The sequence below is a fragment of the Ureibacillus yapensis genome (assembly GCF_003515775.1).
Taxonomy (GTDB): Bacteria; Bacillota; Bacilli; order Bacillales_A; family Planococcaceae; genus Ureibacillus; species Ureibacillus yapensis.
In genome coordinates this window covers 661127-684368 of record NZ_QWEI01000001.1, presented here as the reverse complement: position 1 = coordinate 684368, position 23242 = coordinate 661127, and the positions used below count along the sequence as shown (strand labels likewise).

Here is a 23242-nt window from a genome sequence, read left to right as displayed (position 1 = left end):
TGTTATAATAGAGATAAAAGTAGAGGTAGAAAGAAGGGAAGTTATGTCGTTACGAGTGATAAGTGGACGAGCGGGTACCGGGAAGTCGACTTTAATTCATAAAGAAATCGTCAAGGAATTAAAAGAACGCCCTCTAGGTGCACCGATCTATTTAATTGTTCCCGATCAAATGTCTTTTCAAGCAGAGCATATGCTGACGAATGATTATGGAGTTACGGGCATTATCCGTGCTCAAGTCATGACGTTTAAACGCTTGGCATGGTATATCCTGCAAGAAACCGGAGGAATTGCAAAAGAGCAGCTCGACCAAATCGGATATCGAATGCTGATCCGCCGATTGCTTTTGGAACACAAGGAAGAACTCTCATTATTTCGCCAAGCAGCCGATAAGCGCGGCTTTACTCAAGAAATTGAACTGCTCATTAAAGAGTTTGGCCAATATAACATTGATAGTGCAGCATTAAAAGAAGCAATCGACAGATTGGAAAGCTCCGGAGCGCCGAATACTTTAATTGCAAAAGCCAAGGACCTTCAGTTTATTTTGACGAAATTGGAAGAGTTGCTGGGAGACCGCTTTGTTGATAGCGATGGATTTTTCCCTGTGCTGATTGAACAGCTTCCAAATTCGAAAAAACTTAAAGAAGCGCATATTTATATTGATGGATTTACTGCTTTTACGGTAAGAGAATTCGAGATTGTGAAACAATTGCTTTCGTTGGCAAAGAAAGTCACGGTTGTTTTGCCTTTTGAAAATGAACAAGACAAATATAATGAACAAGCAGTATTTTATCGACCAGCCTTGATGTATGACAAACTTCTTCAAGAAGCTTATAAATTTCAAATTGAAGTAGAACCACGAATTCATTTAGATAAAACATATCGGTTTCAGAATAATGATTTACTGCAGGTGGAATCACAATTTCATGAACCGGTACCTGTTCCGGTTGAATCGACAGGTTTCCTGGAAATTATTGAAGGGGCAAACCGCCGGGCCGAAGTGCATGCAATTGCCCGGGAAATATGTCGAATTGTAAGGGAAGAGGGAATGCGTTACCGAGATATCGGGATTATGTATCGCCAAGCGGATATTTATGATCCTCTTATACGAACAACCTTTGCCCAATATGATATTCCATTTTTCACAAATGAAAAGAAGCCGATGCTGCATCACCCATTATTTGAATTTAGTCGGTCCATTTTGGAAATAATTTCGACCAATTGGCAGTATGAACCTGTTTTTAGAAGTGTGAAGACTGATATGTTTTTCCCTTTAAACAGCAATTTAAATGAAATGAGGGAAAAAGCCGACCTCTTTGAAAACTTTGTGATTGAACAAGGTATTTTCGGCTATCGTTGGTTCGAAGATTCTCGTTGGTTTTACAAGAAATATCGCGGGTTGGAGTTTTATTCGAAAAGACAAACCGATGCAGAGCTGGAAATGCAGAAACTGATCGATGAAATGAAAGAGTTGATCAGGGAGCCGCTGCAATCACTGCAGGATGCGTTGAAGAAAGCCGAAACCGGGCGGGAAATTGCGATGGCATTATATGAGTGCATCGATAAATTGCAAATCTATGAAAAGCTTCAGGCTTTAAAGGATACGGAACTGGAAGAACATGATTTGCATGGTGCAAGTGAGCATGACCAAGCCTGGAATCGCTGGATTAATGTAATGGACCAATTCGTTCTGATGTTCGGAGAACAAAAGCTAACAATTGAAGAAGCGGCAAAAATATTGGATGAAGGGTACGATACGCTGGAATTTTCAAAGATTCCCCCATCAATAGATGAAGTAACTGTTGCTACAGTGGAATATTCCCGCTTTGACAATAAAAAGTGCGTCTTTGTCATCGGGGTAAATGATGGCGTTTATCCGATGCGTATGGATTATGAGGGGCTAATTACCGATGTGGAAAGAGAATGGTTCACGCAAATTGATACCGAACTATCGCCAACATCCAAATACCGCCTATTGCAAGAAGCATTCTTGATTTATCGAGCCTTTTCTTCTCCCACAACCCGGCTTTACGTAACATTTGCCAGCAGCGATGAAGAAAGCAAGGCTTTATTGCCTTCTTTATACATTAATCGATTGCATAAGCTCTTTGAAGTAAATGGAGTAAAGACGCTTGTCCATAAACGTGTCCTGATTGATCCAATCGAGGAACTTCAGCCGAATAATGTTTTGTCATACTTACAACATCCCAGAACTTCCCTTGCTTATTTGATCATGCAATTGCGCCAGACGGAGTATTCACAAACGCTGGCACCGGAATGGCGAGCTTTAAAGGCATTTTATGAGCAGGATGGCTACTGGAGACATGCATTAAAAACTGTCATGCGTCCGTTGGAAAGAAGAAATGCCGCCGAAAAACTGGCTGTCGAAGTTACGGAACAATTATATGGTACAGAACTTACTTCCAGTGTCTCGCGTGTTGAACAGTTTTATCGTTGTCCATTCTCGCATTTCACAACGTACGGCTTGAAATTGGAGGAACGTGCGGTTTATCGGCTTGAAAACTTTGCAATGGGCGATCTTTTCCACGAAGCCTTAAAATGGATTACTCTTGAAACGGAAAGATTAAACTTGCAATGGAATCGTCTAACAAGAGCGCAATGCAGCCAGCTTGCACGACAGGCAGTAGAGTATATTGTACCGGTGTTCTCTCATCAGATTTTGTTAAGCAGTGCAAGGTACCGCTATATTCAACGGAAATTAGTCCGTATCGTGGAAAGAACGATGATGGCTTTATCACAGCATGCCAAATCATCCTTCTTTAAACCGATTGCGATTGAAGCTGCATTTGGGCCAAACGAAAAGCTGCCGCCTTTGGAGATTGATTTGCAAGGTGGGCGCAAAATGCGGCTGCGTGGCCGAATTGACCGAATCGACCGCGCGAAAATTGGCGACAAATCCTATTTGCGTGTGATTGATTATAAATCTTCCAGCCGCGACCTAGATTTAAATGAGGTCTACCACGGCATTTCGCTTCAGTTGCTGACATACTTGGATGTCGCCATGGAAAATGCAGATGTATGGTTCCAGGGCGAAGTGAACCCTGCAGGCGTTTTATATGTTCATGTGCATAATCCCATTTTAAAAATGGAGCAAGAACTGGACGAGATGGCGCTGGAATTGGAGCGCATGAAAAAATACCGAATGAAAGGGCTTCTGACAGAAAATGCGGAGTCACTGATTGCAATGGATGAAGAACTGGAAGAGGGAGGAAGCTCGAAAATCGTTCCGGTTTATTTAAAGAAAGATGGAACGGCTTCTTCTTCGTTATCCCGCGTTGTACAACCAAGTGACATGAGTCAAATCAAACATTATGTAAGAGATAAACATAAAAAAGCTGGTAATGGAATTTTAAACGGCGAAACAGGCATTTATCCATATCGTTTGAAAGGAAGAACAGCTTGTGATTTTTGCAGTTTCAAATCTGTTTGCCAATTCGACCCGACGGACAATGAACAAATGTATCATCATCTGCATGCAGAAAAACCAACGGAGATTGTATCAAAAATAAGAGAGGAGTTGAAAAACGATGGGTCTATCAATTCCTGAAAAACAACCTAATGTTACATGGACGGACGAGCAATGGAAAGCCATCTGGGCTACCGGACAAGACACCCTTGTGTCAGCTGCTGCCGGTTCAGGCAAAACAGCCGTATTGATCAATCGAATGATTGAAAAAGTCATTTCAACCGAAAATCCCATCGATGTTGATGAATTGCTGGTCGTGACTTTTACAAATGCTTCGGCAGCTGAGATGAGACACCGTATGGCGGAAGCGCTGGAAAAAGAAATTGAAAAAAATCCGCACAGCCAGCATTTGCGACGCCAGCTAAGCTTGGTCAATAAAGCGCAAATTTCAACACTCCACTCATTTTGTTTGGCGATTGTCCGTCAGTATGCGTATTTAATCGAAATTGATCCAGGTTTCCGAATTGCCAACGAAGGAGAGTCTGCGTTATTGCGCGACGATGTCTTGGCGGAAGTGCTGGAAGAGGCATACGACCAAGAAGACGAGGAAAAAGTGAATGCAGTTTACCGGTTGGTTGATAGTTTTACTTCCGACCGGGATGACCAGGCAATAGAAACATTAATCGATAAATTATATGACACTTCACGTGTTCATCCTGAACCGCTAAGATGGTTGCGCAATCTAGCGCAGCAATATGATTTGCCTGAAGACATCACAATCGATGAGCTGGATTTTATCGGACCGTTAAAAAACTCCATTTTATTTAGTTTGGAAGAAGCGAAAGCTCACATCGAGAAGGTTCGCCACTATTCTTTGGAACCGGATGGTCCTTATGCATATGGCGAAACGGCGCAGCTTGATTTTGCTTTAATCGAGGAAGCGATACGTCTTGTAAAAGCAGGGACCTGGCAGGAGGCATATGATTATTTCAATGCATTAAAGTGGTCGACATTAGCACGAATGAAAAAAGATAGTTGTGATCCGCAGCTTCAAGAAATGGCAAAGAAAAAACGAGATCAGGCTAAGAAGGTTGTCACTGGAATCAAAGAAGCGTTCTTTTTGCGAAAACCCGAGAGATTGTTGCAAGAAATTCGCTTGATGAGGCCGATCATTGAAACGCTCGTTGAACTAACGGAAAAATTTAGCGAAAAGTTCAAGCAAGCAAAGCTTGAACGAGGCTTGGTTGATTTTTCCGATTTGGAACATTATGCGCTTGAAATTTTAACAGTGGAAGAAGATGGCGAACTCCAGCCATCTCCAGTGGCCATGGATTTTAAAAAAAAATTTAAAGAAGTATTGGTCGATGAGTATCAAGATACAAATATGCTACAAGAGACAATCCTGCAGCTCGTCAAAAACGGCAGTAAAGAAGATGGAAACCTATTCATGGTGGGAGATGTGAAGCAGTCTATATATCGTTTTAGGCTGGCTGAACCAATGCTGTTTTTAAATAAATACGGCCAATTTGAGGAGGAACCTGTCTCCAATGGCTTAAAAATTGACTTAAATGCAAACTTCCGAAGCCGTAAAGAAGTCTTGCATGGAACGAACTATGTGTTTGAACAAATTATGGGAGAGACTGTCGGGGAAATTCATTATGATGAAAAAGCAGGTTTAAAGCCTGGTGCGCCATATGATGATGTGGAGATACCGATTGAACTTGCCATACTTTATGAAGAACAAGAAGATGAAATGGAAGAAGTCGATGAAGATGCCGAAATGGATGCTTTCATCGAAGAGGAATTAAAAAAATCACAGCAAGAAGCAAGATTTATTATTAAAAAAATTCGCGAACTGATTGATGGCGGGGCAACTGTATACGATGCAAAACAAAAAGATCCTGCCAAACGCATCCGTCCAATGGAATATCGCGATATCGTGATTCTCATGCGATCCATGACTTGGTCAGGGGATTTGGTAGAAGAGTTTAAATCTGCTGGAATCCCATTATATGCCGAATCGTCAAAAGGCTATTTTGAAGCGCTGGAAGTCATGATTATGTTGAATGTCTTAAAAGTGGTAGATAACCCATATCAAGATATCCCACTTGCTTCCGTATTGCGGGCGCCATTTATCGGCTGTACGGAAAATGAATTGGCAAAAATCCGGCTCGTCAATAAAAAGTCTCCATTTTATGAAGCGGTAAAACAGTTCGTGGAAGAAGAGCAATCTGGCATCAATAGGGAGACCGCAGAAAAATTGCGCATATTTTTAACACAGCTTGAAACTTGGCGCAATCTTGCAAGAAGAGGTTCCTTATCCGATCTCATTTGGAAGATCTTCATCGATACGAATTATTATGAAATGGTCGGGGCAATGGCAAACGGAAAACAGCGCCAAGCCAATCTTCGCACGTTGCATGACCGGGCGTTAATGTATGAAAAAACCTCATTCCGAGGCTTGTTCCGCTTTTTGCGATTTATCGACCGGATGCGAACACGCGGGGATGATTTAGGTGTGGCGAAGTCAATTGGTGAAAAAGATGATGTAGTGCGACTTGTAACCATCCACTCATCGAAAGGGCTGGAATATCCTGTTGTTTTTGTAGCTGGACTAGGGAGAAACTTTAACAAGATGGATTTTAACCTGCCATACCTTTTTGATCAGCAATTTGGATTGGCTGTTAAAGCGATTGATCCGGACGACCGCATCATGTTCACTTCCTTGCCGTTTCTGGCGATGAAAGAGAAAAAAATTCTCGAAATGAAAGCGGAAGAGATGCGTATTTTATATGTGGCGATGACCCGCGCCAAGGAAAGGTTGATTTTAGTCGGCTCCGTTAAGGATTGGGAAAAAGTTCGCTCTACTTGGTGTGAGGTACAACAACTTCCGACAGATAGCATGCTGCCTGATTTTATGCGGGCACGTGCGAATAACTATCTGAATTGGATTGGTCCTGCCATTGCAAGACATTCTTCGTTTGGGAATTTAAGCGATGAAGCATTTACGGCGATTGATCATCCTTCGAAATGGACTATTTCACCGATTTCCAATACATTTTTCATGAATTCCTCACTGTCCGAAAATGAGGATAAAACCGCAGAACAATTATCGGAACAAGTTGATGAATCATTATTGGATGAATTGCGCAATCGATTTACATCAAAGTATCCTTATCGCAACGCCGTGCAGAAAAAATCGAAAACAAGCGTGTCGGAAATCAAACGCATTGAAAGTTTGCGCCGCGAAGAAGAACCAGAAACTGCTGTGTTGCAAAAAAGGCAAACTTCCTTGATGAAGAGACCGCTGTTTTTACAGGAAAAAGCTTTATCGGCAGCCGAGATGGGGACGGTCATTCATACTGTCATGCAACACTTGCCGCAACAAGGCTTTTCTTCAATCGATGAAGTAGAGAGCTATCTGCAAGTGTTGGTGGAACGAAGATTGCTTACACAAGTGGAAACAGACGTGGTCGACCCAAGCAAAATTCTTCACTTTTTCTCCACACCTATCGGACAGCGTTTTGCATGTGCAAAACAAATTCATCGCGAACTACCTTTTACCTTAAGCATGGCAGACGAGGAAGGCGATTCCCAAATTATTCAGGGGATTTTGGATTGTTTGTTTGAAGATGAACATGGAACCTGGGTGCTGCTTGATTATAAAACCGATAAAATTCTGCCAAGGTTTAAAGAAGAACCTTATTTAACAAATGAAATGAAAAAACGATATGATGTGCAGTTAAGAATATACTGCCAAGCTGTCGAATCCATTTTAGGAATTACCGTCGATGAAAAAATATTATATCTTTATAATGCACAAAAAGAGCTCCGCCTGGATTAGCAAGAAAAGCAGCCTATTAATTTTCTAAATTAATAGGCTGTATTTCTCCAAGCGGAGTCTGGAATATTGTAGAATAATTGTAAAACGCCTTAAGGAGAAAAATTGTGAATTTCCAACCTACTTCTTTAAATGAGAGAGTTGACTCTCTTGATATTTTGCGCGGATTTAGTTTGCTCGGTATTTTACTGGTAAATATATTCGCTTTTTATTTACCCATGCCACATGTTGATTTGGGAAATTGGTTTACTGAAGCCAAAGATATTATTTGGCATCAAACATTGGATATTTATGTGCAAAGCAGTTTTTACCCTTTGTTTTCCATGCTATTTGGCTATGGCATGGCCATGCAGTTTATGAAAGCCAAACAGACAGGTAGCAATTTTTATAAATTCAGTTCGAAACGATTAATCATTATTCTGATCATCGGCCTCATCCATGCCTTCTTCATTTGGTGGGGAGATATATTAACGATGTATGCTTTTTGCGGCTTCTTCCTCATATTGTTTCTTCGATTTGGAAGTGGTTGGCTATTAACTTTTGCCTTTGTCATCAATGGATTGATGCAATTATTCTTTATCGGTATTTTCGCTTTATCCGGCATGGCCAATATGGAGGTCGAACCTCTTGCGGTTGACATTCAAACCATCAATAATGCCATCACCGCTTATGGAATTGGCAGTTGGACAGATGCTTTTGTCCAACGACTGAAGGATTTATCGGTCCAGATGAGCATTGCCATGTGGATATCAGCCTTAATGACCATCCTTCCTTATATGCTTATAGGAGCTGCTGCAGCAAAATGGCGGCTAGTCGAAAGATCGAAGGAATTAAAAGGATTTTGGCTTATCTTGACCATCATCTGCTTGACTGCGGGATTGTTTGTTAAAAGCGCACCCTATCTGTTTGGCCGTACTTACCTATTGGATTATTTAAAAGTTTACGTGGGTGGTCCAATTCTTGCAATTGGCTATACAAGTGCCATACTTTGTCTTTGCATGGTTCCGGTGGTGCGGAAAATTCTCAAGCCCATCGCCAAAGCTGGGCGCATGTCGCTGACGATTTATATCATGCAGTCCATCATACTATCTATTATTTTCTATAATTTTGGCTTCGGATTGTATGGAGAAGTGGATGTTCCGATGGGGACAATGATTGCTCTTGCATTATTTGTAATCCAAGTTATTTTTGCAGAGCTTTGGTTTACGAGGTTTAAACAGGGACCATTGGAATGGGCAGTTAAGAAATTGACTTATAGAAATTTATCTTCTGAAAAGTGAGCAATTTCAAAAAAATTAATGTATCATGAAATTAATCTAGCACTCTCATTATTAGATAGCTAGAATGCAAAACAACAAAGGAAAAAAGAAGGAGCCTTTATTCATGAAGATTTTATCGTTTAAATTAAATGGTGAAGTGAAGTTCGGTCCGAAAGTGAAAAAAGAGGAAGCAGTTTGGGATGTTCTGGCAATTCAAGAGGAACTTAATATTGTCCCTTCTTTTCCAACAAAAATTATTGATGGAATCGCATTAGGTTTTGACTTTGTTGAACAAATTCGTAAATTGGTAGAAGCCGTGGCCCATACAGAGCAAGCGGCACAGTTCAAATATTCTTTTACAGAAATTGAGTGGCTTTCACCGATTCCAAGAACTCCAAAGAATATTATTTGTATTGGCAAGAACTATGATGAGCACGCGAAAGAAATGGGTGTGGAAGCTGCACCGCAAGATTTGGTTGTTTTCACCAAATCGCCAACAACGATTGCTGCGGACGAGCAAGTGTTATCCATTCATGAAGGCAAAACAGATTCGCTGGATTATGAAGGGGAATTGGCAGTTGTCATCGGCAAGAAAGGGAAAGAGATTCCTAAAAAACAGGCTTATGACTATATTTTCGGTTATACTATCGCCAACGATTTGACTGGGCGCGATTTGCAGGATCGTCATCAACAGTATTTCATCGGAAAGAGTTTGGAAGGATCTTGTCCACTCGGACCATATATTGTATCAAAGGATGAAATTGCCGATCCGCAAAATTTAACGATTGTGACAAAAGTGAATGGGGAAGTGCGCCAAAATGGCTCGACAAAAGATATGATTTTCCCAGTGGACGAGCTAGTGTCCATTCTTTCAAACTATGTCACTTTAGAGCCGGGTGATGTCATTTTAACAGGCACACCAGCAGGAGTAGGAAAAGGGATGAAGCCGCCTACTTTCCTAAAATCGGGGGATGAAATTAAAGTATCCATCCAGGGAATCGGTACTTTGTCAAATCGATTCGAGTAAATTTTCGTCCAAGCAATTAAAACTCTAGTAAATAGGTTTATATTTGAATCCCGAAACGACACTATGGTAGGATAATGCTGATAAAGAAAATTAAGGTGGGGAAAACATGGACTTTTTAACAGGCTCTACGCATCTGCACATAACTACGTGGGTAGTTGCACTCGTACTATTTTTCGTGGCAGCGTTTGTGTCAAAATCTAAAGGGATTCATATGGCTTTACGTTTGTTTTATATTCTAGTCATTATTACAGGTGTTGCATTATTCATCGAAGCCATGGATTATGGACAAGGCATGCAGTACGGCATTAAATTCTTGTTGGGTATTTTGGTTATTGGCATGATGGAAATGGTCTTGGTTCGTCAAGCTAAAAACAAGCCGACAACAATATTCTGGGTATTATTTGCCGTCTTCTTATTCGCCGTATTATTCATGGGCTTCAAATTGCCAATGGGTCTTAATTTCTTGGCTTAAACAATAAGTTAATAGAGAATGTTAATCGCAAAGTAACGAGTACTTTGCGATTTTCTTTTGGCCAAAAATGGGGCTAATGAAATGCTGCGTACAAGATGCAGGCTCATGGATAACCGTTTAAGCAACAACCAAAGTTGACCAAAAATAAAGCCTCACCCGCAACTCCGGAGCTTAGTATCATAGCAGTATGGGATTAATGACAGATTGTCACGTATTTGTCGCAATTTAACATATATATTAACGATTTTCTTGTAAAGGATAGCAGAAAAACTTACAATTTTGGTAAAATGGCGATGGTATGGTTTTTACTTCATTCAGCTCATCTGTGGACTTTGGTAAAGGTGTCAATGACAGCCATATAAGTCTAAAGTGTAATGAAAGCGCAGCAAGCGACAGGTACCAAGCAATCTATTTTTATTTATAGAAATGCCTGTGAAGTAAGAGGCCATTTGATAGGAGATGGAAATATTTGAAACTTATAAAATGGATTAGCGCAGCGGGTTGCACAGCGCTATTGGCAGCATCTTTTTCTTTCACTGCTGTTGCAAAGGTGCAGGAAACGAAAACAATCGCGGATGAAACCATATATGATTTACTGGTTGACCGATATTTTAATGGAACTGCAGAAAATGATTTCGACACAGATCCGAAAGATATATCCCAATTTGCAGGTGGCGATTTTAGAGGGTTAGTTGATAAATCCTCTTTAATCACAAAAATGGGCTTTAGCATTGTTTCCATCGGCTCGGTCTTTGAAACCGAAACTTACGACGGTTCCATGGTTACAAGTTATAGTGAACTCGAACCACACTTCGGTACAAGCGAGGAATTGCAAAATGTGATTGCCGCATTTCAAAAAAGCAATATGAAAGTAATGGTGGATTTCCCATTAACCAATGTGAGTGAAAATCATGAATGGGCACAAGATCCTTCCAAATCCGACTGGATTGCAAGCACTTCAGAAGGCAAGGTTCAATGGGATTTGCAGAATGAAGAGGTGCAGCAAGCGTTGCTGGATGCAATTGTGGAATTTAGCTCAGCCTATGATTTCGGAGGGATGCGTTTAACGAATTTGGGAGACGCTCCTGTGGAATTTGTGAATGATCTAATCTCTGCCATCAAATCTGAAAATGAAAACCTTTATGTCATATCCAATGAAGAAAGCGATGCAAATTTTGATGCAAAATACTTTAACGACACAACGGAAGCCTTTCGGAATGCTTATAAAAATGTCAATGAAGATTCGTCAACTTTGCTAGACCATATTGAATCATTTGCCGAAGGGGAGCAAGCACCGCCCCAACTGATGCTTGATTCTTTATTGACCGACCGCTTTACGCTAACTGTTGAAGCTTATCCTCCAACACGTACACGGCTTGGCATTGTTTCTACATTGCTTTTGCCGGGTGTGCCCGTTATGCAGTATGGAACGGAAATTATCATGAATGGAGAAGCGGGTCCGGAGGCGCATCAGCTTTATAACTTTAAAACGGATGAGGAAATGATCGATTTTATCGGCAATATCCAAACATTGCGCACCCAATCCGATACTTTGCGCAACGGGGAATTTAAACTTTTAAAAAATGAAGATGGTTTCCTGGCATTTGAACGCTCTTCCGATGAGGAAACATGGGTGGTTGTCGTCAATAACACGGGTGAAACAACACGCCTGGATATTTCGGAAGAAGATATCGGTACCGGTAAAGAACTTCGCGCCATGCTGGATAGCGATACGGTTCGCATGAACGAAGACGGCAATTACCCGATTGTCCTTGACCGTGAAATTGTCGAGATTTTCCAGGTTACCGAAGAAAGAGGCATCAACAAGGGATATTTAGCCGCATTGGGCCTTGTTTATCTCTTATTTATTGCCTTCATCATTGCCATTATCAAACGCGGAAAGCGCAGACGTTCTGATCAGCAGTAGTGACTAGCGCAGAATGTTCTTGTTAAGTGGCCTTGAACATGCTAGAATCGGACTTAATATTAAACGAAAGAGATGATGGGTGGACAATGGATAACTAACCTAATTTTTTACCATTTGAAATTATATATTTCAGATCATAAAATTTAGGATTAGTCTGCTCATTTTTCATTTAACTAAATTATTGTTAATCTAGGTGCCAAAAGGGCAAGTAGCTTATTAAATGACGGCAAAAATGCGAATTGACTAATCCTTCCAAAATTATTTGGGAGGATTTTTTTTCTCCCTAAAATGAAGGGATGATTCTTTTGCTAGAACTAATGCAATTGCAAAATTTAAAAGTAGCCATTCAAGATTATACGATTTTTGAAAACCTAAATACGAATGTACACGAAGGAGATATTATTGGAATTATAGGTAAAAATGGTGCTGGAAAATCTACATTGCTGCAATTACTGAACGGAAATTTTCCGCCTACAAGCGGACACATTAAACACCACCAGAAACTTAACATAACGATGGTAGAACAAGAATGCGAGACGTATTCTTTTGATGAGATCACTCCTAAAGAAGCCGCTTTATTGAGGAAATGGGATGTGCCCATTCATGACTTCTTAAAATTAAGTGGAGGAGAAAGACTAAAAGCCAGACTTGCAAGAAGTTTAGCCGCAGATTCAGAACTTTTATTGTTGGATGAACCAACCAATCATCTAGATGAACAAAGTACAGATTTTCTCGTTAGCCAACTGAAAAGTTATAAGGGAACCATTATTCTGGTATCACATGACCGCTATTTCCTGGACCAAGTTGTTACAAAAATTTGGTCAATCGAAAATAAAACGCTTATAAGTCACCGTGGTAATTATACGAGTTATGTGAAATTCCGTGAAAGCCAAAGACTTACCCAGCAACGTGAATATGAAAAACAACAGAAGATGGTGGAACAGATTGAAGGCCAAATAAACCAACTGACATCCTGGTCAAAATCAGCCCATGCACAATCGACAAAACAGGAATTCCCTAAAGAATATTATCGTGTAAAAGCGAAGCGAAAGGATGCCCAAGTAAAGTCAAAACAAAAACGTCTTGAAAAAGAACTTGAAAAGCTAAAAATTGATGCTCCTGTGGCTGAATACCGAGTAAATTTTTCATTAAAATCAAATCATAAAGTCGGGAAACGTTTTCTGGAAGTGAAGAATTTAGGGAAGTCTTTTAAGGGGCGAGAGCTTTTTAAAGATGCTAACTTTACCATTCAACATGGTGAAAAGGTCTCGGTTACTGGCCTCAATGGTAGTGGTAAAACGACCTTTTTGAATATGGTAGTCGGAAAAGAAACAGTTACTAAAGGCGAAATCTGGGTTTCTCCATCAGCAAGGATCGGTTATTTAACTCAAGAAGTCTTTGACTTGCCTCTAAATCAAACACCCAAACAATTATTTGATAAAGAGTCATTTAAAGAAAGAGGGCTCATTCGAAATTTAATGAAACACTTGGGATTCCTTGACTCACAGTGGACTGAGCCAATTAGGGATATGAGCATGGGAGAGCGCGTGAAATGTAAGTTAATGAAATATATTCTAGAAGAAAAAGATGTACTAATCTTAGATGAACCAACCAATCATCTAGATATGCCTTCTCGGGAACAACTTGAAGAAACGTTAGCACAATATAATGGAACTTTATTGGTTGTGTCTCACGATCGCTATTTTCTTGAGAAAACGACAAGTACCAAGCTTGTTTTCTCAAATCACACTATAAATAAGCAATTTAATCAGGATGAATTATCACTAAAAAAAGATGATTATGAGGAACTGCGATTAACACTTGAAACCGAGCGACAAGAAGTTTTAGGAAAGCTTAGCTTTATGACTGCAAATCATAAAGAATATGAGCAGTTAGACCTTAGATTTAAGGAGCTCACAAAATTGATAAAGAATCTTGAATGAGTTTGGGCTTGTTAAAAACTGGGCGAAATTACAAAAGTAATTTCGTCTTTTTTTTATAGGAGTATCCCCCGGAAATTGTAAGATTTTATAATCATTTTTTTGTTATCCCTAAAAAATTAATGAAACGATTTTACCTTCAAATATTTCATAAATATATAATTTTTTTCATAAAAATATAGAATACTATGAAATTAAATTAAATATGCACATGATTCAAATTAATGAGGCGAACGACGATTGCTGGAAGGGTGGTTAATTTGAAATCAAATGAACTTTTAAAGATTGCTAACTTGTCTACAGGTTTTCGCATAAAAGATTCTTTTTACAATGCGGTAGATGGAGTCTCCCTAACCCTGAAGAAAAATGAAGTGCTTGCCATTGTTGGGGAGTCGGGATGCGGCAAAAGTACTTTGGCTACCAGCATTATGGGGCTATACGATCCTCATAATACTCGCGTTAAGGGTGATATCCTTTTTCAAGATAAAAATCTGGCGGCTCTTTCTGATGAAGAAATGAATGAAATACGCGGAGGCCAGATTAGCATAATTTTTCAAGATCCTTTATCGGCTTTAAATCCACTGATGCGAATTGGCGAGCAGATTGAAGAAGGTTTGCTCTATCATACGAAATTAAGTAAAGCAGAAAGAAAAAATAGAGCGCTGGAGTTATTGGAGCAAGTGGGAATCCGCCAGCCTGAAAGAATCATCAGGCAGTTTCCCCATCAATTGTCGGGTGGGATGCGGCAAAGGGTAATTATCGCCATCGCCGTCTCTTGTAAACCTAAAATCATTATTGCCGATGAACCCACTACGGCCCTTGATGTAACGATTCAAGCGCAAATACTTGATTTGCTTATCGAACTGCAGGCGGAAACAGAAGCTGGAATCATCCTCATTACCCATGACTTGGGTGTTGTAGCGGAAATGGCAGATAGAGTAGCCGTGATGTATGCTGGGGAAATTATTGAAGAAGCTGAAGTTGAAGAGTTGTTTTCAAATCCCAAACATCCTTACACGCGTTCCCTCTTTCATTCCATTCCACAACTGAATTCCAACTCAGACCGGTTAAATGTCATTAAGGGAATTGTCCCATCCTTGGTGAATCTGCCGCGCAGCGGGTGCCGCTTTTCTTCCCGAATACCTTGGATTTCGGCAGAAGCGCATGAGAAAAATCCACAACTTCATGAGGTAGCTCCCGGTCATTTTGTACGTTGCACCTGCTATAGGAACTTCAATCTGAGAGGTAAAAGAGGGGGCAGGAATTATGAGCTTTATACAAATAAATAATCTGCACGTTCACTATCCTGTTCGCGGTGGTTTTTTCAATTCAGTTATTGATCAGGTTTATGCAGTGGATGGGATCTCGATGGAATTCGAAAAAGGGAAGACTTACGGTTTGGTGGGCGAATCGGGTTGCGGAAAGTCGACGACGGGAAAAGCCATCATCGGTCTTGAAAGAATCACTTCCGGCAGCATTTTTTATGAAGGAGAAAATGTCACCAATAAAAGACGCAGCCGCAAATCCGCATTTAACCGGGATGTTCAAATGATTTTCCAGGATTCCCATTCAAGCTTGAATCCACGCAAACGGGTGAAGGACATTATTGCCGAACCCATTCGCAATTTCCTGAAGTTAACCCCAAAAGAAGAAGAGCGTAAAATTAGCGAGTTGCTGGAGATTGTCGGCATGCCGGAAGATGCCAAATTTAAATACCCGCATGAATTCTCGGGAGGACAAAAACAACGTTTGGGCATTGCCCGGGCCATTGCCACCAATCCAAAGCTCATTATTGCCGATGAGCCTGTGTCGGCACTGGATTTATCTGTTCAGGCACAGGTACTTAACTTTATGAAAGATATTCAAAATGAATTTCGCCTTAGCTATTTGTTTATATCGCATGATTTGGGTGTGGTGAAACATATGTGTGATCATATTTCCATAATGTATAAAGGAAGATTTGTAGAAATAGGTACGAAATATGATATTTACAATCATCCTCAACATATTTATACAAAACGGCTGCTTTCAGCTATTCCCGGTGGATCACCGATCGGCAGGGAAAAAAGAAAACGCGAAAGAATTCGCGTAGAACAACATTACAAGGCTGAACATAAAAACTATTTTGATGAAAATGACCGCGTTTTTGATTTAAAGCCAATTTCAAAAACGCATTCTGTAGCGGCTGCTTCTATTTCGAAAGGAGGCAAGTAGAATGTGGAAAACCATTGTCAGAAGGTTTTTGATTATGATTCCGCAGTTGTTTGTATTAAGTGTCATTATCTTTGTACTGGCAAAGTTTATGCCCGGTGACCCTTTTACAGGTCTCATAACGCCGCAAACCGATCCAGCGCGGATTGCGGAATTGCAAGAAAAAGCTGGTTTGCATGATCCCGTTCATATCCAGTATTTGCGATGGATGGGCAATGCCTTTCAAGGAGATTTTGGTCTTAGTTATACGTATAAAAGGGATGTTGCCGCATTGATTGGCGAACGGGCCATGAACACGTTTTGGCTATCTTTGCTAAGCGTCATTTTACTTTATGCCATCGCTATCCCTTTAGGAATTCTGGCGGGAAGATATCAAAATTCCCGGCTGGATAAAGCAATCGTTCTTTATAGTTTTATTACATATGCGATTCCGACATTTGTACTCGCACTTGTTTTTCTATTTTTATTTGGCTATCAACTGGAGTGGTTTCCAACCAAGGGAAGCGTGGAGATTGGCTACGAACCGGGTACTCTCCGTTATTTTTGGAATAAATTCTATCATATTCTCCTTCCGGCGATTACTTATGCCATTTTGGGAACAACAGGCATTATTCAATATTTGCGTTCGGAAATCATTGATGCAAAAGCAATGGATTATGTTCGAACAGCCCGAAGCAAAGGGATTCCCATGCGCAAAGTATACTCAAAACACATTTTCCGCAATTCTTTGCTGCCGATTGCCGCGTTTTTAGGATTTACCATTACGGGATTATTGGGTGGTTCGATATTTATCGAAACAATTTTTGGTTATCCTGGAATGGGGCAATTATTTGTTAGTTCGATTTCTTCGCGTGATTATAGCGTGATTACGGCCCTTGTTATGTTGTTTGGTTTTCTGGCCCTTTTAGGTAGTCTATTGTCCGATATTATCATGAGCATTGTCGACCCGCGAATTAGGATTGAATAGGTGAAAGCAAAGGTGAAGGAGGGAGCCAGATGGCCAAAAAAAGAAAATACAAAAAGAAAAAAAGCTATGTCAATGCACCTCCTACAGGGATGCAAGTCGTTTTTCGGGAGTTTATGAAAGATAAACTGGCACTATTTTCGCTTCTTGCACTAATTGTGGTTATTGTAGGCGTCTTTATCTGGGCATTTTTTATCATCGATCAGCAGCAGCTAATGCGCATCAGTCTTAGAGATAAGTTTGGGGCGCCAGGAGAGAAGTTTATCCTGGGGGCTGATCAAGGGGGCAAGGATATTCTTGGGCAAATTATCGTGGGGGCAAAAAACTCATTAATCATTGCCATTTCAATCACCCTCATCACAGGCATCTTCGGGATTATCGTAGGGCTGCTTTGCGGTTATTTTGGAGGATGGATCGATAATTTATTTATGCGGATAGTCGACTTTTTCGTCACGATTCCTTCCCTGATGCTGATCATCGTTTTTGTAACGGTTGTTCCTAAATATTCCGTTGGGGCGTTTATCTTGATCATGAGCCTTTTTTTATGGACCGGAACGGCCAGGCTCATTCGGTCAAAGGCATTGTCGGAGAGCAAACGAGATTATGTGCTGGCATCGAAAACGCTCGGTACGAACGACTTTGTCATTATTGTCCGAGAAATCCTTCCAAATTTAAGTTCGATTATCATAGTGGAGCTCACATTGAATTTTGCGGGAAACGTTGGCATTGAAACAGGGCTATCTTATCTGGGATTTGGGTTGCCGCTTTCCACTCCATCTCTCGGGACACTGGTAGCCAATGCCAACAATCCGCTTGTCTTGCAGCAATATTGGTGGGTATGGCTGCCGGCATCTATTTTCATACTGTTTATGATGCTTGGAATCAACTACGTGGGACAGGCATTGAGAAGAGCGGCCGACTCCCGTCAACGACTCGGCTAGAGGTACCGCCATATTTGCAAAAGTGAATATGTTAAGGATAAATTCGGTACAAAACGAAAGGGGAGGAATAAGAATGAACAAAACAAAGTGGTCATTGATCGCACTACTAATTTCAGTATTACTGATTCTGGCAGCATGCAAAGATAATAAAGAAGAGCAGACAGTTGAAGAAAAAGAGGAAACAATTGAAGTATCATCTGAAGGAACAAAAGGCACAACTGAAAACTCCGAAGCGTTATTTGATTTGGCAGTGGCAAATGAAGCCGATGCAATTGAAGGTGGAACACTTAAAGTGGCAATGGTGAAAGATGAACCATTTCAAGGCGTATTCTCATGGGAGCTTTATGAAGATGGCTATGATGCGGACTTGATGGAATGGATGACGAACGCACTATTTGATGTGGATGAAAACTTTATGATTACGGATGAAGGAATTGCTTCGTTGGAAGTGGATCAAGAAAATAATAAAGCGGTCGTAAAAATTCGTGAAGGAATCAAATGGTCCGACGGCGAACCGCTGACAATTGAAGACGTAATTTTGCCATACCATATTATCGGGCACAAAGATTATACTGGGGTTCGCTACGATACGGAATTCCAAAACATTATCGGTGCGGAAGAATACCATGCCGGAAAGGCTGAAACAATCAGCGGCCTTAAAAAAATCGACGACTATACGCTGGAAATTAGCTTTAAACAATTATCCCCGGCGGTCAACTATTCGGGCAATGGCTTATGGGCCTACGCAACACCGGCACATCAAATTGCGGACATTCCTATAGATGAACTGGTGGAATCGGATGCCGTTCGTAAAAACCCTGTCACATTGGGCGCATTCAAGATTGATAAAATCGTGCCCGGTGAATCTGTATCATTCGTAAGAAATGAAAATTACTGGAAAGGTGCAGCAAAACTCGATGGTGTTGTAGTGGAAGTTGTACCATCGAGCTCCATTTCAGTAGCAATTGGTTCGGGTGAATACGATCTAGTACAATATTTCAATGCAACAAAAATGCAGGAAATTCAAGATCTTGATAACATCACGATTTTAGGGCGCCCAGAGCTTTATTATTCATATGTAGGATTTAAAGTGGGAAAACTTGATACGAAGCAAGGCAAAGTAATTACGGATCTGAAAGGTTCAAAAATGGGAAGCCAAGAATTGCGTCAAGCAATGGGATACGCTCTGGACATTGAACAGGTTTCCGAAGTGTTTTACAATAACTTGCGTGAGCGCGCGAATTCTTTGATTCCACCGGTATTTGAAGCGTTCTATGATTCGGAATTGGATGGATATACGTATGATCCGGAAAAGGCGAAGTCTCTTTTAGAAGAGGCGGGCTATGTAGATGTGGATGGCGATGGGCTGCGTGAAGATCCAAACGGCAAGCCGCTTGAAATCAAATTGGCTGCGATGGCAAGCGACTCCACGCAAGAAGAAATTATTGCTTTTTACTTGCAGAACTGGGCAGATGTTGGCTTGAATGTCACCTTATCGACTGGCCGATTAATCGAATTCAATGCATTCTATGATATGGTGGAAGCAGATGATCCGGAGATTGATGTATTCATGGGCGCTTGGGGGACTGGGACAAATCCATCTCCAGCCGGCTTGTATGGTGAAGCGGATCAATTCAACTTCAGCCGCTATACTTCCGATATTTTGGAATCCACGGTGAAAGCGATCGATTCACCGGATGCATTTGATACGCAATACCGCGCAGAGCAGTTCAAAATCTTCCAGCAGCATATTGAAGAAGTGGCCACAACAATCCCAATGCAATTCCGCTATGAAATTTTCCCGGTCAACAAACGGGTGAAAAACTTTAGTGTGGATTATGCTAACGAATTTAAAGATCATTTGCACGAAATCGAGTTAAGTGCTGAAAAGCCTGTTTCTTCAAAATAATCGCTTTAAAATGAATCCGGGAGCATTGCTCCGTGGATTCATTTTTTTGTTGAAGAAGATTGCAGGATATGATGACTTCCAATCGTAAGCAGAAATTTCAACCTTTGTGAGGAGGATAGGGCGCTCTAAGACTAAAAATCTTGACATCTTGCGAGCCAGTCCACGAGAAAGTAACTTATAAACAAAAGTGGAGACTCTACAGCCCGAAATGTCACATTGACAGCAAAAAAACGAGCTGCTCCTCTTGGGAACAACTCGCTTCAAAGTTAGTAATCCTTGTCCGTAAAGAAAATCGCAATGGTGCCAGGACCTGCGTGGGCGCCAATGACAGCACCGACCATGGTCATTTCAAACGCTTTTGGATGTAATTTTTCTTCGATGATGGCCTGAACTTCTTTGGCAAACTCCAGATCATCACCGTGGCTGATTCCGACAATTTTATTCGAAAAATCGCCGCCGCGCTCGGCCATTAGCTCGACCATTCGGTTAATGGCTTTTTTGCGGCCACGGATTTTCTCCAACGGAATTATTTTCCCGTCTTCTACATGCAAGATAGGCTTAATGCTCAGCAATCCACCGATAAAAGCGCTCGACTTGGAAAGTCTGCCGCCTGCAGCCAAATAGTTTAAGTTTTCCACCGTGAACAGTTGGGTCATATGTTGGGCCATGCGGGTAATTTTTTGGGTCATCTCCTCAAAAGAAACCCCTTCATTTCGCAGCTTGACCGCTTCTTTAACCAATAATCCATAACCCAGCGAAGCACATTTGGAATCGATGATTTTTAATTTTAAGTCCGGATAATTTTCGCGTACTTGGGAAGCAATCATCATCGCTGTACTATATGTACCCGATAAATTGGAAGAAAAGGCAATATAAATTCCTTCCTCCTTATTTTTTGCCAGATTTTCAAATTGGTTTAGAAAGTATTCCGGTGAGACTTGGGACGTTTTCGGTACTGCTCCTTGCCGCATTGCGTCGTAAATTACTTTCGGTTCAATTTCAACAATATCATTGTATTCTCTTTCATTTACATCTACTCTTAGCGAAAAAAGCCCGACATTTTCATCTGAAAAAAAATGCATCGGCAAATCGCAGCCGCTATCCGCAAATATTTTCATTGTCATACCTCCCTGAAAGACATTTATTATAAGGGGAAAAATATTTCCCCATGAATTGTTACAATTTCAGTCTTTCTCTCAAGAACTCGGCAATGCCATCTTCGTTATTGCTTAATGTGACCTCGTTCGCAATACTTCTTAATTGCTCGATGCCATTGGACATGGCAACGCCCACACCAGCATAATCAATCATTTCCAAGTCATTGTCTTCGTCGCCAAATGCGATAATTCGCTCGCGGGGAATATTCATCTCTTTCGCAATCAGCGAGATTCCGACCGCTTTGCTCAACCCTTTTCGAACAATTTCAATAATATGGAACGGAGCACCCCACCGGCGATGTTCGATCAGCTCGGCATGCACACTTTCCAAGTGATCACGAATCTTTGCAACATTTTCTTCTTCTGCATGAATCAATAAACTCGTTGGATCTTCCGATAAATTCCCTCTTAAATTTCCAATCGTTACCTGAGGGTCGCCCATTTGGAAAATATCCATCATGCGCGTATCCTCTGTATGAATAAACACATCATCCAATACTTCGGCAATCAAGTTTTCATATTGATATTTGTCGACGGAATCGACTACATCATGAACAACACTCAAGTCGATTGGGGAATGAACCATTTCCCATGCCCTATTTCTGGGATGATGGATCAGGGCGCCATTAAAGTTGACAATCGGGGTCGTCAACATCAATTCATTATAATACAGCTGGCTGGCCCGAAATGGACGGCCAGTTGCAATCATTACTTGATGTCCTGCTTCTTTTGCTTTAAATAAAGTCGTTTTTGTTTTTTCGGATATGGTTTTTTCATCCGTTAATAATGTACCATCCAAATCCAATACAATTAAATGTTGTTTCATAAAGGAATTCTCCCTTCTCTATTAAACGATTTTATCCTCTAGATAGTAAGTTAGTCAAAATTTTGCATTTGGCGTTTCCAAAGAAGCGCAATAATTTTCTGACAATGTTATGATGAGGTAGAATTAGTTTTTTCGTTAACGAACAAAACTATTAGTCGTAGATGCTTAAAGCACAAAAAGGCATGCTTTTGAGGAGTGAAACAAGATGCGTGTTCAAGATGATATGTGGAATGGAATCCCTTTATTACATGTTTATGAAGAGTCAATGGATGAACAGTCACCCGTTGTTATTTTTCTTCATGGCTTTCAAAGCGCAAAGGAGCATAACCTGCACTATGCGTATCAATTTGTAAAAAACGGTGTTCGCGTCATTATGCCGGATGCTGAATTGCATGGAGCGCGATCCGAAAATCTATCGGAAATGGAAATGAATATGCGCTTTTGGTCGATTGTCCTCAACTCCATAAAAGAAGTGAGTTTCATTTATGAGGAATTAAAGATAAGAGGTTATGCAACAACGAATAAAATCGGCGTTGCAGGAACATCAATGGGTGGAATTGTAGCTTCCGGATGTTTAAAGCAATATGAGTGGATTGATGCAGCTGCCATTTGCATGGGAGCGCCGGGTTATGTGGAATTAGCAAATTGGCAAATCGACCAATTTGAAGCAGCTGGCGTCAAATTGCCGATGATGGAGGAAGAAAAAGAAGCGATTCAAGAGAGTTTATCGAATTTTGATATTACCGTTGACATCAAGCGTTTTAATCAGCGTCCTGTCATGTTTTGGCACGGACATAAAGACGAAACGGTCCCATTCCATCCTACATATCATTTTTATACTCAATTGCGCTCATACTATGCTGAGGCACCGGAGCGCCTGCAATTTATGGAATCGCCCAACTCGGGACACCAAGTGCCACGGAGCGGGGTACTCGCGGTTACCTCGTTTCTTTCACGGCATTTGGCATAAAGATTTTCATTTGCTATGATAAAGAGGTAAACACTATGAAGAGAGGGGAAAGAAGAGATGGCAATCAGCGAAGAAATGAAAGAAAGCATTTTGGGTGCACTGGAAAACGTAATTGACCCTGAGCTCGGCATTGATATTGTCAACTTAGGTTTAGTATATGATGTGGACTTGGACGAAGAGGGATTGGCGACTATTACAATGACGCTCACATCAATGGGCTGCCCACTGGGTCCAGTGATTGTGGACCAAGTCAACACTGCTTTAGGTGAACTGCCGGAAGTAAAGAAAGTAGATGTCAACATTGTATGGCAACCGGCATGGTCAAAAGAAATGATGTCCCGTTATGCCAAAATGGCATTGGGAATTCGATAAGA

General features: G+C 40.9%; 16 protein-coding genes. 14 read left to right on the top strand and 2 right to left on the bottom strand.

Annotated features, from left to right (window positions below; translation table 11 throughout):
- Positions 1-43: 43 nt before the first annotated feature.
- The 12 genes from addB (at position 44) to D1B33_RS03220 (ending at position 19915) form a co-directional block, all read left to right on the top strand.
- The gene (gene addB, locus D1B33_RS03275; RefSeq protein ID WP_118874896.1) at positions 44-3565 is read left to right on the top strand and encodes a helicase-exonuclease AddAB subunit AddB; all 3522 of its coding nucleotides are present in this window, start codon (positions 44-46) and stop codon (positions 3563-3565) included.
- Entirely contained in the window at positions 3546-7268 is a 3723-nt protein-coding gene (gene addA, locus D1B33_RS03270; RefSeq protein WP_118874895.1) for a helicase-exonuclease AddAB subunit AddA, read from the top strand. Before addB ends, addA begins: the two co-directional genes overlap by 20 nt.
- A gap of 104 nt (positions 7269-7372) precedes the next feature.
- Complete coding sequence (locus D1B33_RS03265; protein WP_118874894.1) at positions 7373-8545, top strand: DUF418 domain-containing protein; 1173 nt, start codon at positions 7373-7375, stop codon at positions 8543-8545.
- A gap of 103 nt (positions 8546-8648) precedes the next feature.
- Positions 8649-9551, top strand: coding sequence for a fumarylacetoacetate hydrolase family protein (locus D1B33_RS03260; RefSeq protein ID WP_118874893.1), 903 nt, complete (start codon positions 8649-8651; stop codon positions 9549-9551).
- A 106-nt stretch (positions 9552-9657) separates the two neighbouring features.
- On the top strand, positions 9658-10023 hold the full coding sequence (locus D1B33_RS03255; protein WP_118874892.1) for a YisL family protein: 366 nt from the start codon (positions 9658-9660) through the stop codon (positions 10021-10023).
- 469 nt (positions 10024-10492) lie between these two features.
- Positions 10493-11950, top strand: a complete 1458-nt coding sequence (locus tag D1B33_RS03250; protein ID WP_118874891.1) for an alpha-amylase family glycosyl hydrolase — start codon at positions 10493-10495, stop codon at positions 11948-11950.
- Positions 11951-12246: 296 nt separating this feature from the next.
- Entirely contained in the window at positions 12247-13893 is a 1647-nt protein-coding gene (abc-f, locus tag D1B33_RS03245) for a ribosomal protection-like ABC-F family protein (RefSeq protein WP_325049406.1), read from the top strand.
- 221 nt (positions 13894-14114) lie between these two features.
- Positions 14115-15179: an ABC transporter ATP-binding protein gene (locus D1B33_RS03240; RefSeq protein WP_118874890.1), complete on the top strand. Its 1065-nt coding sequence runs from the start codon at positions 14115-14117 to the stop codon at positions 15177-15179.
- On the top strand, positions 15157-16104 hold the full coding sequence (locus tag D1B33_RS03235) for an ATP-binding cassette domain-containing protein (RefSeq protein ID WP_118874889.1): 948 nt from the start codon (positions 15157-15159) through the stop codon (positions 16102-16104). The genes D1B33_RS03240 and D1B33_RS03235 overlap by 23 nt, the downstream gene beginning before the upstream one ends.
- 1 nt (position 16105) lies before the next feature.
- Positions 16106-17068 (top strand): oligopeptide ABC transporter permease, encoded by a 963-nt coding sequence (opp4B, locus tag D1B33_RS03230; protein ID WP_118874888.1) that lies wholly within the window; start codon positions 16106-16108, stop codon positions 17066-17068.
- A 29-nt stretch (positions 17069-17097) separates the two neighbouring features.
- Positions 17098-18006: an ABC transporter permease gene (locus D1B33_RS03225; RefSeq protein ID WP_118874887.1), complete on the top strand. Its 909-nt coding sequence runs from the start codon at positions 17098-17100 to the stop codon at positions 18004-18006.
- A 73-nt stretch (positions 18007-18079) separates the two neighbouring features.
- Entirely contained in the window at positions 18080-19915 is a 1836-nt protein-coding gene (locus D1B33_RS03220) for an oligopeptide ABC transporter substrate-binding protein (RefSeq protein ID WP_118874886.1), read from the top strand.
- Positions 19916-20181: 266 nt separating this feature from the next.
- Here the strand turns inward: D1B33_RS03220 and D1B33_RS03215 are convergent, their stop codons facing one another.
- Together D1B33_RS03215 and D1B33_RS03210 are read right to left on the bottom strand one after the other, a co-directional pair.
- Positions 20182-21033 (bottom strand): DegV family protein, encoded by an 852-nt coding sequence (locus D1B33_RS03215; protein WP_118874885.1) that lies wholly within the window; start codon positions 21031-21033, stop codon positions 20182-20184.
- Positions 21034-21091: 58 nt separating this feature from the next.
- Positions 21092-21898 carry a Cof-type HAD-IIB family hydrolase gene (locus tag D1B33_RS03210; protein WP_118874884.1) on the bottom strand — a complete coding sequence of 269 codons (807 nt, stop codon included), beginning with the start codon at positions 21896-21898 and terminating at the stop codon, positions 21092-21094.
- Between the two features lie 205 nt (positions 21899-22103).
- Here D1B33_RS03210 and D1B33_RS03205 point away from each other — a divergent pair, with 205 nt between their 5' ends.
- Both D1B33_RS03205 and D1B33_RS03200 read left to right on the top strand, forming a co-directional pair.
- On the top strand, positions 22104-22868 hold the full coding sequence (locus D1B33_RS03205; RefSeq protein WP_118874883.1) for a prolyl oligopeptidase family serine peptidase: 765 nt from the start codon (positions 22104-22106) through the stop codon (positions 22866-22868).
- Positions 22869-22925: 57 nt separating this feature from the next.
- Positions 22926-23240 (top strand): metal-sulfur cluster assembly factor, encoded by a 315-nt coding sequence (locus D1B33_RS03200; protein WP_118874882.1) that lies wholly within the window; start codon positions 22926-22928, stop codon positions 23238-23240.
- Positions 23241-23242: the final 2 nt, after the last annotated feature.

Excerpts from the sequence above, each read along its gene's own strand:
- addB (WP_118874896.1), top strand. The coding sequence starts at position 44 with ATGTCGTTACGAGTGATAAGTGGACGAGCGGGTACCGGGAAGTCGACT.
- addA (WP_118874895.1), top strand. The coding sequence starts at position 3,546 with ATGGGTCTATCAATTCCTGAAAAACAACCTAATGTTACATGGACGGAC.
- D1B33_RS03260 (WP_118874893.1), top strand. The coding sequence starts at position 8,649 with ATGAAGATTTTATCGTTTAAATTAAATGGTGAAGTGAAGTTCGGTCCG.
- D1B33_RS03255 (WP_118874892.1), top strand. The coding sequence starts at position 9,658 with ATGGACTTTTTAACAGGCTCTACGCATCTGCACATAACTACGTGGGTA.
- abc-f (WP_325049406.1), top strand. The coding sequence starts at position 12,247 with ATGATTCTTTTGCTAGAACTAATGCAATTGCAAAATTTAAAAGTAGCC.
- D1B33_RS03240 (WP_118874890.1), top strand. The coding sequence starts at position 14,115 with ATGAGGCGAACGACGATTGCTGGAAGGGTGGTTAATTTGAAATCAAAT.
- D1B33_RS03235 (WP_118874889.1), top strand. The coding sequence starts at position 15,157 with ATGAGCTTTATACAAATAAATAATCTGCACGTTCACTATCCTGTTCGC.
- opp4B (WP_118874888.1), top strand. The coding sequence starts at position 16,106 with ATGTGGAAAACCATTGTCAGAAGGTTTTTGATTATGATTCCGCAGTTG.
- D1B33_RS03225 (WP_118874887.1), top strand. The coding sequence starts at position 17,098 with ATGGCCAAAAAAAGAAAATACAAAAAGAAAAAAAGCTATGTCAATGCA.
- D1B33_RS03220 (WP_118874886.1), top strand. The coding sequence starts at position 18,080 with ATGAACAAAACAAAGTGGTCATTGATCGCACTACTAATTTCAGTATTA.
- D1B33_RS03215 (WP_118874885.1), bottom strand. The coding sequence starts at position 21,033 with ATGAAAATATTTGCGGATAGCGGCTGCGATTTGCCGATGCATTTTTTT.
- D1B33_RS03210 (WP_118874884.1), bottom strand. The coding sequence starts at position 21,898 with ATGAAACAACATTTAATTGTATTGGATTTGGATGGTACATTATTAACG.
- D1B33_RS03205 (WP_118874883.1), top strand. The coding sequence starts at position 22,104 with ATGCGTGTTCAAGATGATATGTGGAATGGAATCCCTTTATTACATGTT.
- D1B33_RS03200 (WP_118874882.1), top strand. The coding sequence starts at position 22,926 with ATGGCAATCAGCGAAGAAATGAAAGAAAGCATTTTGGGTGCACTGGAA.